The sequence below is a fragment of the Simplicispira sp. 125 genome, assembly GCF_003096555.1.
In the GTDB taxonomy this organism is placed as follows: Bacteria; Pseudomonadota; Gammaproteobacteria; order Burkholderiales; family Burkholderiaceae_C; genus Simplicispira.
This window is the reverse complement of the sequence record NZ_QEKM01000001.1, coordinates 359,278-374,143: the sequence shown is the minus strand read 5'-3', so window position 1 is coordinate 374,143 and position 14,866 is coordinate 359,278. Positions and strand designations below refer to the sequence as shown.

15 protein-coding genes and 1 riboswitch are annotated in these 14,866 nt (G+C 65.3%); of the genes, 6 read left to right on the top strand and 9 right to left on the bottom strand.

Annotation, left to right across the window (positions count from 1 at the left end; all coding sequences use genetic code 11):
* Positions 1-68 precede the first annotated feature (68 nt).
* On the bottom strand, positions 69-365 hold the full coding sequence (locus C8D04_RS01785) for a DUF6172 family protein (protein WP_116005952.1): 297 nt from the start codon (positions 363-365) through the stop codon (positions 69-71).
* Between the two features lie 79 nt (positions 366-444).
* Here C8D04_RS01785 and C8D04_RS01780 point away from each other — a divergent pair, with 79 nt between their 5' ends.
* Together C8D04_RS01780 and C8D04_RS01775 are read left to right on the top strand one after the other, a co-directional pair.
* Positions 445-1,737 (top strand): diguanylate cyclase, encoded by a 1,293-nt coding sequence (locus tag C8D04_RS01780; protein ID WP_116003334.1) that lies wholly within the window; start codon positions 445-447, stop codon positions 1,735-1,737.
* Positions 1,738-1,784: 47 nt separating this feature from the next.
* Positions 1,785-2,384 carry a 3'-5' exonuclease gene (locus C8D04_RS01775; protein WP_116003333.1) on the top strand — a complete coding sequence of 200 codons (600 nt, stop codon included), beginning with the start codon at positions 1,785-1,787 and terminating at the stop codon, positions 2,382-2,384.
* Between the two features lie 147 nt (positions 2,385-2,531).
* Here C8D04_RS01775 and C8D04_RS01770 read toward each other — a convergent pair whose 3' ends face one another.
* Positions 2,532-3,722 carry a PLP-dependent aminotransferase family protein gene (locus tag C8D04_RS01770; protein ID WP_199563034.1) on the bottom strand — a complete coding sequence of 397 codons (1,191 nt, stop codon included), beginning with the start codon at positions 3,720-3,722 and terminating at the stop codon, positions 2,532-2,534.
* A gap of 110 nt (positions 3,723-3,832) precedes the next feature.
* Here C8D04_RS01770 and C8D04_RS01765 point away from each other — a divergent pair, with 110 nt between their 5' ends.
* The 4 genes from C8D04_RS01765 (at position 3,833) to C8D04_RS01750 (ending at position 6,792) form a co-directional block, all read left to right on the top strand.
* Entirely contained in the window at positions 3,833-4,096 is a 264-nt protein-coding gene (locus tag C8D04_RS01765) for a DUF2164 domain-containing protein (protein WP_116003331.1), read from the top strand.
* A 221-nt stretch (positions 4,097-4,317) separates the two neighbouring features.
* On the top strand, positions 4,318-4,956 hold the full coding sequence (nth, locus tag C8D04_RS01760; RefSeq protein ID WP_116003330.1) for an endonuclease III: 639 nt from the start codon (positions 4,318-4,320) through the stop codon (positions 4,954-4,956).
* Between the two features lie 157 nt (positions 4,957-5,113).
* Positions 5,114-6,247: a GGDEF domain-containing protein gene (locus tag C8D04_RS01755; RefSeq protein WP_116003329.1), complete on the top strand. Its 1,134-nt coding sequence runs from the start codon at positions 5,114-5,116 to the stop codon at positions 6,245-6,247.
* 131 nt (positions 6,248-6,378) lie between these two features.
* Positions 6,379-6,792, top strand: a complete 414-nt coding sequence (locus tag C8D04_RS01750) for a VOC family protein (protein ID WP_116003328.1) — start codon at positions 6,379-6,381, stop codon at positions 6,790-6,792.
* Between the two features lie 220 nt (positions 6,793-7,012).
* Here the strand turns inward: C8D04_RS01750 and C8D04_RS01745 are convergent, their stop codons facing one another.
* The 7 genes from C8D04_RS01745 to cobO form a co-directional block, all read right to left on the bottom strand.
* The gene (locus C8D04_RS01745; RefSeq protein WP_116003327.1) at positions 7,013-8,038 is read right to left on the bottom strand and encodes a phosphotransferase; all 1,026 of its coding nucleotides are present in this window, start codon (positions 8,036-8,038) and stop codon (positions 7,013-7,015) included.
* Positions 8,039-8,314: 276 nt separating this feature from the next.
* Entirely contained in the window at positions 8,315-9,376 is a 1,062-nt protein-coding gene (gene cobT / locus C8D04_RS01740; protein ID WP_116003326.1) for a nicotinate-nucleotide--dimethylbenzimidazole phosphoribosyltransferase, read from the bottom strand.
* Between the two features lie 117 nt (positions 9,377-9,493).
* Positions 9,494-10,252 (bottom strand): 5,6-dimethylbenzimidazole synthase, encoded by a 759-nt coding sequence (gene bluB, locus C8D04_RS01735; protein ID WP_116003325.1) that lies wholly within the window; start codon positions 10,250-10,252, stop codon positions 9,494-9,496.
* 44 nt (positions 10,253-10,296) lie between these two features.
* Positions 10,297-10,650: riboswitch (cobalamin riboswitch) on the bottom strand.
* Positions 10,651-10,671: 21 nt separating this feature from the next.
* On the bottom strand, positions 10,672-12,123 hold the full coding sequence (locus C8D04_RS01730) for a cobyric acid synthase (RefSeq protein ID WP_116003324.1): 1,452 nt from the start codon (positions 12,121-12,123) through the stop codon (positions 10,672-10,674).
* A 38-nt stretch (positions 12,124-12,161) separates the two neighbouring features.
* Positions 12,162-13,205 (bottom strand): aminotransferase class I/II-fold pyridoxal phosphate-dependent enzyme, encoded by a 1,044-nt coding sequence (locus tag C8D04_RS01725; protein ID WP_233521077.1) that lies wholly within the window; start codon positions 13,203-13,205, stop codon positions 12,162-12,164.
* Positions 13,205-14,281, bottom strand: coding sequence for an adenosylcobinamide-phosphate synthase CbiB (gene cbiB / locus C8D04_RS01720; protein WP_116003323.1), 1,077 nt, complete (start codon positions 14,279-14,281; stop codon positions 13,205-13,207). The genes C8D04_RS01725 and cbiB overlap by 1 nt, the downstream gene beginning before the upstream one ends.
* A gap of 8 nt (positions 14,282-14,289) precedes the next feature.
* Entirely contained in the window at positions 14,290-14,859 is a 570-nt protein-coding gene (gene cobO / locus C8D04_RS01715) for a cob(I)yrinic acid a,c-diamide adenosyltransferase (RefSeq protein ID WP_116003322.1), read from the bottom strand.
* Positions 14,860-14,866 lie beyond the last annotated feature (7 nt).

Sequence of the window (14,866 nt, the reverse complement as noted above, 5' to 3'; positions counted from 1 at the left end):
GCGCCTAGACACGGATGATTTGGAAACAGAATAAGGCGCAGCGACAAGCGGCGTGTGCCGTTGACGCTTTAGGCCGAGAGGGCTGGCGGCGGGCGCTTGGCGGCGCGCGCCAGAACTTCCAGGTAAAACTGCCCGGCCTGCGCTGCAGCAGCGGCATCAATCAAACCCATGATGTCCGCCAGTGCCACCGGTTCAGGCGCGGCCGGCGGTACAGCGAAACGGCAGTCAAAATCCCAAAAATCCATGCCTTCGGGCAGCGACTTGCCACGTTCGCGGCGCAAGTATTTGCGGATTTCGTGCTTGATGGCGTCAAGGCGCCGGTCGGGGTGTAGACCCTCGACATGCAGGGCAAATGTTTTTTTCATGGCCAATGGTAGCGCGCCGCGTAGCCACAACAAGCGCCCAAGTGCCACAATGGATTGCAAATCAAAGAATGCCAGGGCCATGCCGAGCGATACAGAACTGATGCAAGCCTTGCCGGTGGCCGCGCTGATCACCCAGCAGGGCGTGATCTGCCGCGCCAATCCGGCCGGAGTGGCGTTGCTGGAGGCGGACACGCAGGAAGACCTGCAAGGTCGACGGCTTTCCGATTTTGTGCACACGCTGGACAAGCTGCGTTCCAGCGACCGCGTCCGCCAGGCCAGCGCGCCAGAGCAGATCGGCCATGCCAACAAACCGGCCGAGTTCCGCGTTCGCACCGCCAAGGGCCATCTGCGCATGGTGTTGGTCTCGACCGTCGGCATCACGCTCGACGGCGTTGCATCCTTGCTGATCTGCGGCATGGACATGACGCACCAGAACGAGATCCAGGAGCAGCTGCGCGACAGCGAGCGCCACTTTCGCCGCCTGTTCGAGAGCATGCAGGATGTGTACTACCGCACCGACGCCCACGGCGTAGTGCAGCACGTGGGCCCGGGCGTGCGCCGCGTGCTGGGCTACGAGCCCCATGAGATCGAGGGACACACCGCCGAGTCGTATTACCCGCACAGCAGCGACCGCGATGCCTTCAAGGCCGCGATTCTGGCGCACGGTGAGGTGTCTGATTTTCCGGGCCAGATGGTGCGCAAGGACGGCACCGTCATCGACATTTCCATCAGCAGCCACGCGCTGTTCGACCACAACGGTGCGTTTGCCGGCGTCGAGGGCATGTACCGCGACGTCACGCAGCGCAAAAACCTGGAGCGCGAACTACACCGCCTGGCCACCACCGATATGCTGACCGGCATGGCCAACCGCCGCTCCTTTCTCGAAGTGGCCGAGGCGGCCTTCCAGCGGGCCCAGGAAAGCCAGCTACCGCTGACCTTGCTGATGCTTGACCTGGACCATTTCAAGAGCATCAATGACCGCTTCGGCCACCTGGAAGGTGACCGGGTGCTGGCGGAGTTTGCCCGGGCCACCAAACACCAGTTGCGCGCCACCGATACCATGGGCCGTCTGGGCGGCGAGGAGTTTGGCCTGCTGCTGCCACAAACCACCTCTACCGAGGGTGCCGACATCGCGTCCCGCATTCTGGAGGCCATTCGCGCCCTGTCGCTGACCGACAGCACCGGGCAGCACTACGGCATCACCACCAGCGTTGGTCTGGGCACGCTCAGCCCGGGCGACCGCAGTCTGCATGAGCTGCTGGACCGCGCCGACCAGGCCCTGTACCTGGCCAAGCACCGGGGCCGCAACCAGCTCGCAGTGCTGGACGCCGGAAGCGGCGGCGCCATGGCCGCCCCCGCTGCAGCGCCCTGACCGCGCCTCCCCACGGGGGCCTGGGCGCTGGGTTCACAATGCCCTCCATGCACAATTTTCACCGGGTTCCCGACAAAGAGCAGATCGCCCTGCTCGAACCCTTTGAACGCCTGGGCCTGGACCGCATCTTCCTGGTCCACACCGCCGCGCAAGCCGAGCGCGCCTGGGATGCGCTGGCCGCCAGCCGCTTCTGGGGTTTTGACACCGAATCGCGCCCTACCTTCACCAAAGGCCAGGCGTCCGAGGGGCCGCACACCGTGCAGCTGTCCACCCTGGACCGCGCCTGGGTGTTCCAGCTGCACGACCCCGATTGCCGCGCTGTGGTGGCACAGCTGCTGGCGCTGCGTGGTGTGACCAAAGCGGGTTTTGGCCTGGGCGATGACCGCAAGCGCATCCAGGCGCGGCTGGGCGTGGAGACGGCCGATGTGCTGGAACTCAACACCGCCTTGCACCAGCGGGGCTACCGCAAAGACATGGGCGTCAAGGCCGCCGTGGCCGTGCTGTTCCAGCAGCGCTTCATCAAGTCGAAAAAAGCCGCTACCTCCAACTGGGCGCAGCGCCAGCTGAGCGAAGGGCAACTGGTCTACGCAGCCAACGACGCCTACGCAGCAGCGCGCGTTTTCGATGCACTGGGGTTCAATGGCTGAGGAGTTTTTGCTATCAATACGAGAGCTTCTAGCGCTTGTCCATATTTATATTCAATATTAAAAATAGTTGAACCCCAACAAATACAAGCGTTAAATGCTATTTTTTCAGTAGCGCACACCACTAGCGTGCGCTACGGCCCTGAAACCTCAAAGAGCCTGCGCCAGCCGCGCCACGCCTTCGCGGATCTTGTCCACATCGGCCGTGGCAAACGACAGGCGCAGCGTGGCGTGATCGGGGTGGGCGCAGAAGAACGGCGTGCCGGGCACAAAGGCCACGCCCTTCTCGATGGCGCGCTTGGCCAGCACATTGCCGTCATTCACCTTGCCGCCCTCACCCGTCAGGCGTGCCCACACAAACAGGCCGCCCTGGGGCTGCACGAACGCGATGGCATCACCCAGATCTTTGCGCAATGCATCGCCCATGGCCTGGGCGCGCTCGGCGTACACCTGGCGCACATGGGCCAGCGTGGCGGGCATGCGGCCGGCCTTGAGGTATTGGGCTGCCGTGGCCTGGGCAAAAGTGCTGGTATGCGCATCGCTGAACTGCTTGCACATGGTGGCCTTGGCCAGCAGCTCGGGCGGGGCAATCATCCAGCCCACGCGCAGGCCGGGCGAAAGCACCTTACTCAAACTGCCGCAGTGCGCCAGCAGTTCGCGGCTGCCCGGCACCGTGGCCGAGAGCGCCAGCAGGCTGGGCGGCGGGGCCTCGCCAAAGTACAGGTCGCCGTAGGGGTCGTCCTCGACAATCAGCGTCTGGTGCCGGGCGGCCATCTCCAGCACCTGCTTGCGGCGCTCCAGGCTCAGCATGGCGCCGCTGGGGTTGCCGAAGGTGGGGATCAGGTACACAAACTTGGGTTTGTGCTCGGCGATGAGCTTTTCGAGTTCGTCGGTCTTCACGCCGTGGGCGTCGATGGGCGCGCTGATCAGCTCGGCGCCGTACAGGCGAAAGCATTGGATGGTGGCCAGAAAGGTCGGGCCTTCGACAATGACTTTGTCACCGGGGCTGATCAGCGTCTTGCCCAGCAAATCGAGCGCCTGCTGGCTGCCGGTGGTGACGATGAGCTGCTCGGGCGCCACATCTAGCGCGCCCTTGGCTGCCATGAAGGCGGCGAGCTGCTCGCGCAGCGGCTGGTAGCCCTCGGTGGCGCCGTACTGCAGCGCGGCGCCGGGTTCCTGGTCCAGCGCTGCGTTGCTGGCGGCGCGGATGCCGTCCACATCAAACAGGGCGCTGTCGGGGAACCCCCCGGCAAAACTGATGATGCCGGGCTTGCCCAGCAGTTTGAAAAGCTCACGGATGGCGGAGGTTTCTACGTTGTTCAGGCGATCGGCAAATTGCAGCGGCATGGTGGTGTCCCGTAAAGTCTGGCCCCGATTGTCGCCAATCCCACACGCTCGAATCCTGCGTTGGGGTGATCCTGGGAATTGCGGGGCCGTTTTAGACTGCGCGCATGACCATCGAACTCACCAAAGAAGTACGCACCCAAGCCATCGCTTCGATTGAGCGCTATTTTCTGGAAGAAAACGGCGAACCCATCGGCAACATGGCCGCGGGTGCGCTGCTGAACTTCTTCCTCGCCGACATTGCTCCCGCCGTGTACAACCTGGCCGTGGCGCAAGCACAGGAAAGCATGCAGGCGCGCATTGCGGAACTGGACATCGATCTGCACGAAAACGCATTTACCTGGTGGAACAAGCGCGCCAGCAAGCGATGACACGCTGTCCCAAGCGCCAAAACCAGCCCTTCACGCGCCCGGAGCCCGCTGGGGCCGCATGACCACCAGCGCAATACCGCCCAAGATGGCCCGTCCAGCCCAGGCGCTAGTGCCAGTCCTCACCCAGCAGCACGGTGTACCCAACGATGCAGCCCCAACCCGAGGCAATGGCACCCTGCTTCTTCTATAGTAGTTGCGCTGCGACCCGCCTCCCACCCTTCATGCAAACCGCCCTGATCGAACCTTTCTTTGCTGCACTGCAGGCAGCCAACCCCCACCCGCAAACCGAGCTGGAATACACCACCGTGTTCGAGCTGCTGGCCGCTGTGCTGCTCTCGGCCCAGGCCACCGACGTGGGCGTGAACAAGGCCACGCGCAAGCTGTTCCCGGTGGCGGCCACGCCGCAGGCCATCCTGGATCTGGGGCTCGATGGCCTGGAGGGTTACATCAAGACCATCGGCCTGTACAAAAGCAAGGCGCGCCACCTGATGCAAACCTGCCGCATCCTGGTCGAGCAGCACGGCGGCGAGGTGCCGCGCACGCGCGAGGCGCTCGAAGCCTTGCCCGGCGTGGGCCGCAAGACCGCCAACGTGGTGCTCAACGTGGCCTTTGGCCAACCCACCATGGCGGTGGACACGCACATCTTCCGCGTCAGCAACCGCACGGGCCTGGCCCCCGGCAAGAACCCGCTGGAGGTGGAAAAGCAACTCCTCGCGCGCGTACCCCCCGCCTACGCGGTGGATTCGCACCACTGGCTCATCCTGCTGGGCCGCTACGTCTGCCAGGCACGCAAGCCGCGCTGCTGGGAGTGCCTGGTGGCGCCGTATTGCGACTTCACGCCCAAAACCCAGCGCCCCTGAGATGTGCCAAATTGCTATTGCATTGATAGCACATTGCGCTTGCCAGATAAGCACCACAATCTCCATGAGCCTCCATGGCGGCCATTTCCCCACGGGGCCTCTTGAATACACCTCTCGATATACTGAATTGCACTGACCACGCCTCTCGCCCGCCCCCATGAACTCACTTGACCCGCGCTCCCTGATTGCCATGGGTGGTTTTATGGCCTTGGTGATGGGGCTGGTGCTGGGCTTTATGCGGCGCTACTACCCGCCCGGCATCCTGGGGCTGGGCTACTGGGCACTGGCACCCGCCGTCTGGCTGATTGCCACGGTTTTCTTCGCAATTCCCAGCCCATGGCATCCAGAAGTGTGGCGCTGGTTCGGCAACGGCCTGGTCTTGCTGGGTTTCGTCCTGTTCCATGTGGGGTGCCGCCGTTTCTTCGGGCAACGCGTTCAATGGCGCCGAATCGTGGTTCCATTCGCGCTGGTCATGCTGTCCCTGGCCTGGTTTGCCGGGCCCGATCCGTCCTACCGCATGCGCGTGGCCATTGTCACCGCCGCCATCGCCGTGGCACATACCAGCACGCTGGTGTTCCTGTGGCAGCGCGGCAACCGCAATTTCCCGGTGCGCATGGTGCAGGTGACTTTGGCACTGCACTTGTGCGTGCTGTTGGTGCGGCTGCAAAGCGTGCTGTCTGTCCCCGAAGTGGGCAACCTGATGGAAGCCTCTACCTTGCAGACCTTCTACCTCGGCGCCTATGTGCTGGCTGTTCTGCTGCTTTCCATTGGCGCAGTGCTCATGGCCACGGACCGTGTGCGCACCGAGCTGGAACACATGGCCACGCACGATGTGCTCACCGGCACGCTCAACCGCCGCGCCATTCTCGGTTTCTGCGAGGACGAGCATGAGCGCAGCCTGCGCTACAAGCAGCCGTTCTCACTGATGATGATCGACCTCGATCATTTCAAGGCAGTCAACGACACCCACGGCCACCAGCATGGCGACCAGGTACTGGTGCATTTTGTCGAATGCACCCGCGCCGCCCTGCGCCGCGCCGACCGCTTTGGACGCTATGGCGGCGAGGAATTTCTGGTGCTGCTGCCCAACACCACCACGGACGCAGCGCTGCCCGTGGCCGAGCGCATTCGCGCCGCACTCTCCACCGGCCATGCCCTGGACTGCACCGCCAGCATCGGCTTGACCCACTGGCGCGGACCCGAAGACACGCTGGACGCCATGCTGGGCCGCGCCGATGCCGCCCTGTACCGCGCCAAGGCGCAGGGGCGCAACAAAACCTGCACAGCCTGAAGGCGGTGTACTGCGGCAGCCCACACACCGGCCTTTGAGCAGGTTCACGCGCCTCTTGCCAAATCAAGCTGTACACGCATACAGTATTAGTGTGCGGCATGCACACGACCAACCCACACAGGAGCCACCCCATGCTTGACCACATGACCTTCCGCGTCACCGACATCCAGCTCGCCAAGGCGTTCTACAGCGCAGCCCTTGCGCCCCTGGGCTACAGCGTTTGCTTCGAGGGCAACTACGGCATGAACATCCTCGGCTTCGCCTACCCCGACCCCGCCGAACCCGACGGCAAAAAGGCCGACGTCTGGTTCATCGACGGCCCCTCCCCCTACGGCGGCCCACCGGCCACCACCGGCTGCCACCTGGCCTGGAAGGCCCAGACCCGCGCCCAGGTGGACGCCTTTTATGCCGCCGCCATCGCCGCCGGCGGCAAGGACAACGGCGCCCCTGGCCTGCGCCCCGAATACCACGCGCACTACTACGGCGCCTTTGTCATCGACCCCGAAGGCAACAACATCGAGGCGGTGTGCCATTTGGCGGGGTAGGGGGTCTACGGTGCTTCGGTGTCAATGGCCGTGCATATCAACGGCAAAATTGCACTGAAACGATTGATAAACATACGCTATAAATTCAATAGCAAATGGAATATTCCGTTGCCGCTGACCAGCGACAGTCCGCGCATTCGGTGCCGGAGCCACACAGCATGCGACAACTTGATGCTGCCCCGTGCCTGTGCACGCGTTTGCATCCAGTGACATCAAACCATCAGGTACGCAAATCAAGACTCTTCCAAGCCTCGAACACCTCCACTTGCTTTTTCAGCCAATCCACGGGCATCGGACTTGTTCCCCAATGGTGCAGGCGCCCGATTGCCTCACCCATGTTCCACAAGTGCCGCAACTGCACAAACAACGGCAGTGCAGCGATGTCAGCCTTGCTTATCTCGCTATCCCCTGATCGGTATCCGCGAAGATAGTGCCTCCAGCGCTCCAAAAGCAATTCATCAGGTTCTTTAAGGTTTTTGCGCGTCAGATACGACCAAGGCAGCACGCTTAAGTCATAGGCCAAGAAACCTGGCCCGGCATCGTCGAAGTCAAAGAACGTGGCCCTGCTGACCCCGGCTGCGTCCGTGCTCACGTGATTGTTGAAGCCATGCGTGTCGCCATGACAGACAACGCGCGTGAGTCCATCTTCAGCTTCGGCCAACTCTTCAAGCAGGCGGCTCACCAGATGCCGGTACGTCTCCAGCAATTCGGTGCTCAGTTCCGGGTGCCTTCTCAGATAGTCGAACGTTCTGCCCGCTAAGTGGTGACCATTCAGCGTATAGCGACTTTGGGGGCCAGCGTAGTCGCGCGCCGCCCTGTGGATGTCGGCGAGCATCCGGCCGGTGAGCTCGAATTCTTCCAGCGTGTCTGGAACAGTGCCTTCGACATGCTGGAAAAGAGCCAAGGCACGCGGCCCTTCAGGAAACTGCAGTAGGGCATGGGTGCACCCCTCAGTAGTCAACGCCGGAGCAGCCACTCCCACGCCTTTGGCCTTGAGGTGCGCCAAAAGAGAAACTTCAAAATGAACGTTGAAATCACCTCGAGGTCGGATCGAATACAAGCGAACAACATAACGGCTTCCGTCTATGGACCGTAGTGCGTAGTTGTCATTCAGTCCCCGCCGAATCAAGTGGCACTGCTGAACTTCAAGGCCATAGTGCTGCTCCCCCCAACGCACGATGGAGGAGGAGTCGGCAGTCGTGTGGGTGGGGACGAGATCAGGATCGCATTGGACGGGTTTGGGCATGGCGTATTTTCCATGCGGCGCGGCACCTCGCTACGGGATTCTCTTCCAGACTGCGCATCACAGAAAGAAATGGAGCCCGCTCCTGACCGAAATCTAACTCGCAAATCTCGCCATTTCACACCCGCCACGGCTCCTGGTTTCCGCGTAGTGCAAATCAGCAGACAAATCGCCATGTAGCGCTTATCCAGCAAGCGCAAACAGCTACTTCTTTAATAGCGTCTGGCGCATTCCAGACCCCTCCAACCAGCATCAACCCTGCAGTTCCGGGGCAACCCATCACGCTGCGGTTTGCTCCGACACCCCCGCCGCCTCAAAGCTGGCCATCTCGCGCAGGATGGCGCAGGCCGATTGCAGCAGCGGCCAGGCCAGCGCGGCGCCCGAGCCTTCGCCCAGGCGCAGGCCCAGGTCCAGCAGCGGCTCGGCCTGCATTTGCGCGAGCATGAGCTGGTGGCCGCGCTCGCCCGAGCGGTGGGCGAAAACGCAGCGTTGCAGCATCAAGGGCTGAATGCGGCTGGCGACGAGCACGGCGGCGCTGGTGATGAAGCCGTCCACCAGGATCACGCGGCGCTCCTGCGCGGCCTGCAGCACGGCGCCAACCATGGTGGCGACCTCGTAGCCGCCCAGCGCGGCCAGGACTTCGAGCGGCGTGGTGGCGGCGGCGTTGGCGTCCAGCGCCTGTTGCAGCACGGCGCGCTTGCGCTCGATGCCCGCGGCGTCCAGCCCGGTGCCCGCGCCGGTGCAATCCTGCAGCGAAAGGCCGCACAGGCGCGCCAGCAGGAGCGAGGCCACCGAGGTGTTGCCGATGCCCATTTCGCCCAGCAGCAGCACGTTGCCAGGCAGTTCGCGCACCAGTTCGATGCCGTGGCTGAGCGCCTGGGCGCATTGGTCAGCGCTCATGGCTGGGCCGGTGCTGGCGTCTTGCGTGCCGGGCGCCACCTTGCGCATCAGCAGGCGTGGCTGACCGGGGGCGGCTTCGCGCGGGGCGATGTCGCGCGCCACGCCGCAGTCCACCACGGTGAGCGCCAGGCCGTGCTGGCGGGCCAGCACGCTGACGGCGGCGCCGCCGGCGAGGAAGTTCTCCACCATCTGCCAGGTCACGTCGCTCGGGAAGGCCGAGACGCCGCGCGCGGCCAGGCCCTGGTCGCCCGCGAAGACGACCATCTGCGGCTGCTCCAGCCGGGGGGATGCGGTGCCCTGGATCTGGCCCAGGCGCAGCGCAAGCTGCTCCAGGCGGCCCAGAGAACCCAGGGGTTTGGTCTTGTGGTCCAGCTTGTGCTGCAGGGCCTGGGTGAGCTGCGGGTCGGCGATGTCGGCAATCAGGGGCAGGTGGGCATTCATGGCTTGTTCAACTTTCAATCGGGATGGGGCGCGGCCCGTGTGCACCGGGGCCTGCGCCTTGGATGGGGTGGTGTACAGCGGGCCAGCCCGGCACGCTGCGGTGGGGCCAGGTGCGGGTCAGGCGGTGGCTTCACGTCCGCGCTGGGCGGCGGCCTGGTCGCGCTGCAAATGGGCGATGAGCGGCTGCTGGTCGTCGCGCTGGCCCCATTGGTTGAAGTACACGAGGTCTTCCATGGGCAGGCGCGGCAGCCAGCCGGCGGTTTCCAGCTCGGGCTTGGCGTGGAAGTGGCTCACGTAGCCCACGCACAGGTAGGCAATGGGCGTGATGCCCTTGGGGATGCCCAGCGCCTGCTGCAGGTCGGCCTGGTGGAAGATGCTGACCCAACCCACGCCCAGCCCCTCGGCGCGCGCGGCGAGCCACAGGTTTTGCACGGCGCAGACGCTGCTGTACAGGTCCATGATTTTCATGTGGGTGCGCCCCACCACCACCGGGCCGGTGCGCCCACGGTCGCAGGTGATGCAGATGCCGATGGGCGACTCGACGATGCCTTCGAGCTTGAGCTTTTGGTACACGGCGCGTCTGTCACCCTCGAACATGTCGGCGGCTTCGGCATGGGCCTTGGCGAAGGCGTCGTGCACCCGGCGCTTGGTGTCTTGCGACTGCACCACCAGAAAGTTCCAGGGCTGCATGAAGCCCACCGAGGGTGCGTAGTGCGCGGCGGTGAGGATGCGGCTGAGCACCTCGTCGGGCACGGGCGTGGGCAAAAACTGCCCGCGCACGTCGCGGCGTGAAAAGATGGTTTGGTAAATGGCGTCGCGGGCCTCTTGCGTGAAGGCGTGAACGCTTTGCGTGGCTTGCGCCGGTGCGGTATTCATTGCAGTCCCCTGTGCGTGAATAGGTAGCGCGCTGCCTGGCCTTGCAGCGCGTTGGATATTCAGGCCGGTCTTCTGGCTTGGAGTCGTCTGCCTTCACACACCTTCCCGGCCAGTGCAGTGTTTTACGCTGGATGACACGAATAAAAAGGATGGATTTTTGGTCCTAGCAAGGCGCAAACCACAGCGATACCAGGCGGTATCGCGAGGATTTGCAACGCAGCCAGGGCCGAAAAGACGCCTTTTTATGTGTCAGATAGCGTGAAACACTGCACCATGCAGCCAGTGGTATTTGTGCGCGGCATCGTCCTTACAGCGTTGGGCACGCGGCGGATTTGCACCGCCTTCCCGATTCTCCCTTTGCCATCATGGCATTGGGCACCTGAGGGGCGCGATGATAGCAGCCGCCCACTGCGAAATGCTTACGCGATCAGCGCGTCCAGCACGCCCGGGTTGAAGTGCCGGGCCACGCCCTCAGCCAGGCCGTTGAACACCGTCTCCAGCGTGGGCGCCTGGGCGCCAAACAGGGCGTGCAGCACGGCGGCGTCCTCGAACAAACCGTGCAGGTACACACCCAGCACATTGCCCGCCGGGTTCTGCCAGGCGATGCCCGGCATGACTTCCCGCGCCACGTCGCCCTTGGCGGCCATGGCCGGGTGCTGGGCGGTCTGGCCGTGGTGAATTTCGTAGCCGCAGGCAGCCACGCCCGAGAGCGGCGTCCAGGCACCGGCCAGCGGGCCAAACTGCGCGGCCGTGCGCCGCACGGTCTTGGCGGGCTCGAACACGGTGACCAGCGGCAGCAGGCCCAGGCCGGGGCCGTTGCCGTCGATGCCCTCGGGGTCGATCAGCGCCTCGCCCAGCATCTGCAGGCCACCGCACACGCCCAGCACACTGCCACCCTGCCCCGCGTGCGCGGCGATGGATTGGTCCAGCCCCTGCGCGCGCAGCCAGGCCAGGTCGGCGGCGGTGGCCTTGGAGCCGGGCAGCACGATCCAGTCGCTGGGCCGCAGGCCCGCCACGTCGGCCGGGCTGCGCACCCACTGCAGGCGCAGGCCGGGCACGTTCTTGAGCGGCTGGAATTCGTCGAGGTTGCTGATGCGCGGGTAGGCCACCACGGCCACGGTGGTGTGCACGGCGCCGGGCGTGGTGCTGCGGTCGTCGAACACGCCATCTTCCTCGGGCAGGCCGTGGTGCCACTGCATGGGGATGGTGGCCACGGTGGGTACGCCGGTCAGTGCCTGCAGTTGCTCGGGCGCGGGCGCCAGCAGCGCGGCATCCCCGCGAAACTTATTTAAAACAAACCCGTAGATGAGCGCACGTTCGCCCTCGGGCAGCAGCGCCCAGGTGCCGTAGAGGTGGGCGAACGCCCCGCCCCGGTCGATGTCGGTGACCAGCAGGCAGCGCGCGCCGGCATGGCGCGCCACGCGCATGTTGACGATGTCGCTGGCGTGCAGGTTGGTTTCGGCGGGCGAGCCCGCGCCCTCGATCACCACCACGTCGTTCTCGGCGCGCAGCGCATCGAGCGCGGCGGCGATCTGCGGCCACACCACGGCGCTGCGGCCACGCCAGGGCATCGCGGTGAGCGGCGCACTCACCTGCCCCAGCAGCACCACCTGGCTGTGCGTGTCGGCCTCGGGCTTGAGCAGCAGCGGGTTCATGCGTACCTCAGGCACGGCCCGCGCGGCCAGGGCCTGGAAGTACTGCGCCGAGCCGATCTCACCCCAGGCGCCGTCGATGCCCTCGACCACGCGGGCGTTGTTGCTCATGTTCTGCGCCTTGAACGGCGCCACCTTCAGGCCCTGGTTGCTGTAGTAGCGGCACAGCGCGGTGGTGAGCCAGCTTTTGCCGGCGCCGCTGGTGGTGCCCAGCACCATCACGCAGACGGCGGGGCGGCGACCTTGAAAGGGAGATGTCATTGCATGTTCTCGGTAGAGGGATGGGCGCTGCAGGCCGCCCGCCAAGCCGTCTGCAGCGCATCCTGCGCGGGCGGCGGCAGCACGCCCAGGCGCAGAACGCCGCTCAATCCAAAGGAGCTGCATTCGCGCAGCTTGATACCCGCCTTGCGCAGGGCGGCAAGCCGCTCAGGCAAATGCGGTTGCGGTGGACGGGCACAGAAAAAGTTGGCCGTGCTGCCCGGCAGCACCGCCCAGCCCAAGGTTGTGCACAGTGTCTGCTGGCGTGTTTTCCAGCTGCGCAGCCGTGGCAGGCAGTCGGCCAGCCAGCGCTGCACCGACGGCTGCACCCAGGCGGCCAGCAAAGCCACACCGTGCGCGCCCAGGGGCCAGGACGGCGCCAATGCGGCGAGGCGGTGGGCCGCTTCGGCATGCGGGGCAATCGCATAAGCAGCGCGCACGCCGGTCAGGCCCAGAGCCTTGTTGGGCGTCCAGAGTTGCCAGACGCCGGGCGCCGCAGCAGGCCAGGGCGTGCCATCGAGCCGCAGCGGCGCATAGGCGCAATCGAGCACCCGCAGCGCCTGCGCCTCTCCCGCATGGGATGCATCGGGCATGTCGGGCGCCAGCAGCCAGCGGGCACGCTGCAGGTCCCCATCGCCCAGCGGGCTGGCAGGCTCGCATGCCCATTGCAGCCCCACGTCCGCGGCAGGTTCGTGCAGAACGGCCAGACCCCGGGCCTGGGCGGCCTGCGCGTAGTCGCCATAGCTGTGCCGGGGCACGCTCACAAGCCGGGCACCTTGCAACGCAGCCAGCGCCGTGAAGCGGTGGATGCATTCGCTGGCGCTCGCTGCCAGCACGATCCGCTCGGGCGCCACCGCATGGAAAGCGCCCAAAGCCTCGCGCAGCGCCGTGTAAGTCGGGTCCGGGTAGCGCGTGGCATCGGCCTGCTGCACGGCGGCCAGCGCCTCGGGGCACGGCCCGCAGGCGTTGGCGTTGGTGGAGAAGTCGTACAGCGGCACACCTTGTGCATCCGGGCCACCGTGCATGAAACGTGCATGTGGCATCAGGCAAGCATTCCAAAAGCCACAAAAACAATAGCTGCCAGCGCAATCAGGACAAGCGCCAGGGCCACTTTTAATACTAATTTTTGCGCGTGCTCGGCATCCTTATGGGTGGGCACGCGGCCCGCAGCATTGAGCTGGTACACACCCGGCTTGGACAGCCGCACACCCAGCGCCAGCGCCATCGCCGCCATGGGCCAGCCGCTGTTGGGCGATGGCGTCTTGCGCGCTTCCTGCGCCAAGCTGCGCAGCGGCACGCCCCCGGCCACCAGCGCCAGCAGCAACGCGGTCAGCCGCGCGGGCAGCCACGAGAGCACATCGTCGGCCCGTGCCGCCCACTTGCCTGCCCATTGCCAGTAGCGCCCGCCGCGCATCCCTGGGTAGCCCCACATGGCGTCGGCGGTGTTGGCGAAGCGGTACAGCGCCGCGCCGGGCAGGCCCGCCAGCACAAACCAGAAAATAGGTGCCACCACCGAGTCGTTCAGGTTTTCGGCGAGCGACTCGATGGCGCTCTGGCGTACCTCGTCGGCACTCAACGGCGCCACATCGCGGCTCACCAACCAGGCCAGGCGTGCGCGGCCAGCGGCCAGCGATTCACCCAAAGCCGCTTCCACGGCGCGCACTTCGCTTTGCAGCAGGGCCAGCGCCAGCAAGGGCTTGAGTGCCAGGCCCATTGCCGTGGCCGTCAGCAACGCGGCCAGCGTCGTTTGCACCGAACGGGCACCGGCCAGGCCCACGCCCGCAATGTCCAAAGCATGGGCGCTGGAATGCACCGGGCAGCCCAGCCACCACAGCAGGCCTTGCACCGCTGAAAACGCTATAAAAACAAGAGCTGCCAGCGCACACCAGGCAAGCGCAGCAAGCCAAAAAACCTTCAAATCCTGGCCCGTCTGCGTCGCTGGCGCAATGCGCGCGCCGCAGGCCGCAAGCGCGCTGCCCATCCACACCACCGGGTGCCAGCGCGCGGGCGGCTCACCCCACAGGCGGTCTACCGCCAGCGCCACCAGCACCGCCCACGCCAGGCAGGCCGCGCCCTCCCAGGGCGAGGCCGCGAGGGGATAGAGCCAGTGCCAGGGCATGCGCCAGCTCAGTCCTCGATGCCGCGCTGCGCCGGAACGCCGGCCTGGAACGCATGCTTGATGAGCGCCATCTCGGTCACGGTGTCGGCCAGTTCGATGATCTCGGGCGGGCAGCGGCGGCCGGTGAGCACGACGTGCACGTCCCTGGGGCGTGTGCGCAGCGTCTCCAGCACGGGTTCGAGCGGCAGCCAGCCGTAGATCAGCGGGTAGGTGATTTCGTCCAGCACCACCAGGAAGTGCTCGCCCGAGAGGATGGCGGCGCGCGCCTTTTCCCAGCCGTCGCGGGCGAGCTGCGCGGAATGCTCCAGGTCCTTGCTCTTCCAGCTGAATCCATCGCCCAGGCCTTCAATGGGGATGCCAAGCTGCTCGAACATGCGGTGCTCGCCAAAGCGCGCACTCGGCACTTTCATGAACTGGAAGATCCGCACCGCTTTGCCGCGCCCGTGCGCGCGCAGCGCCAGGCCAAAGGCGGCCGTGCTTTTGCCCTTGCCGTCGCCGGTGTGGACGATGACCAGGCCCCGGCGTTCGCCCTCGGGTTTTTCATAGCGTTTCTCGGTGGGAGCAGTTTCGATTTCCATAGGGGTT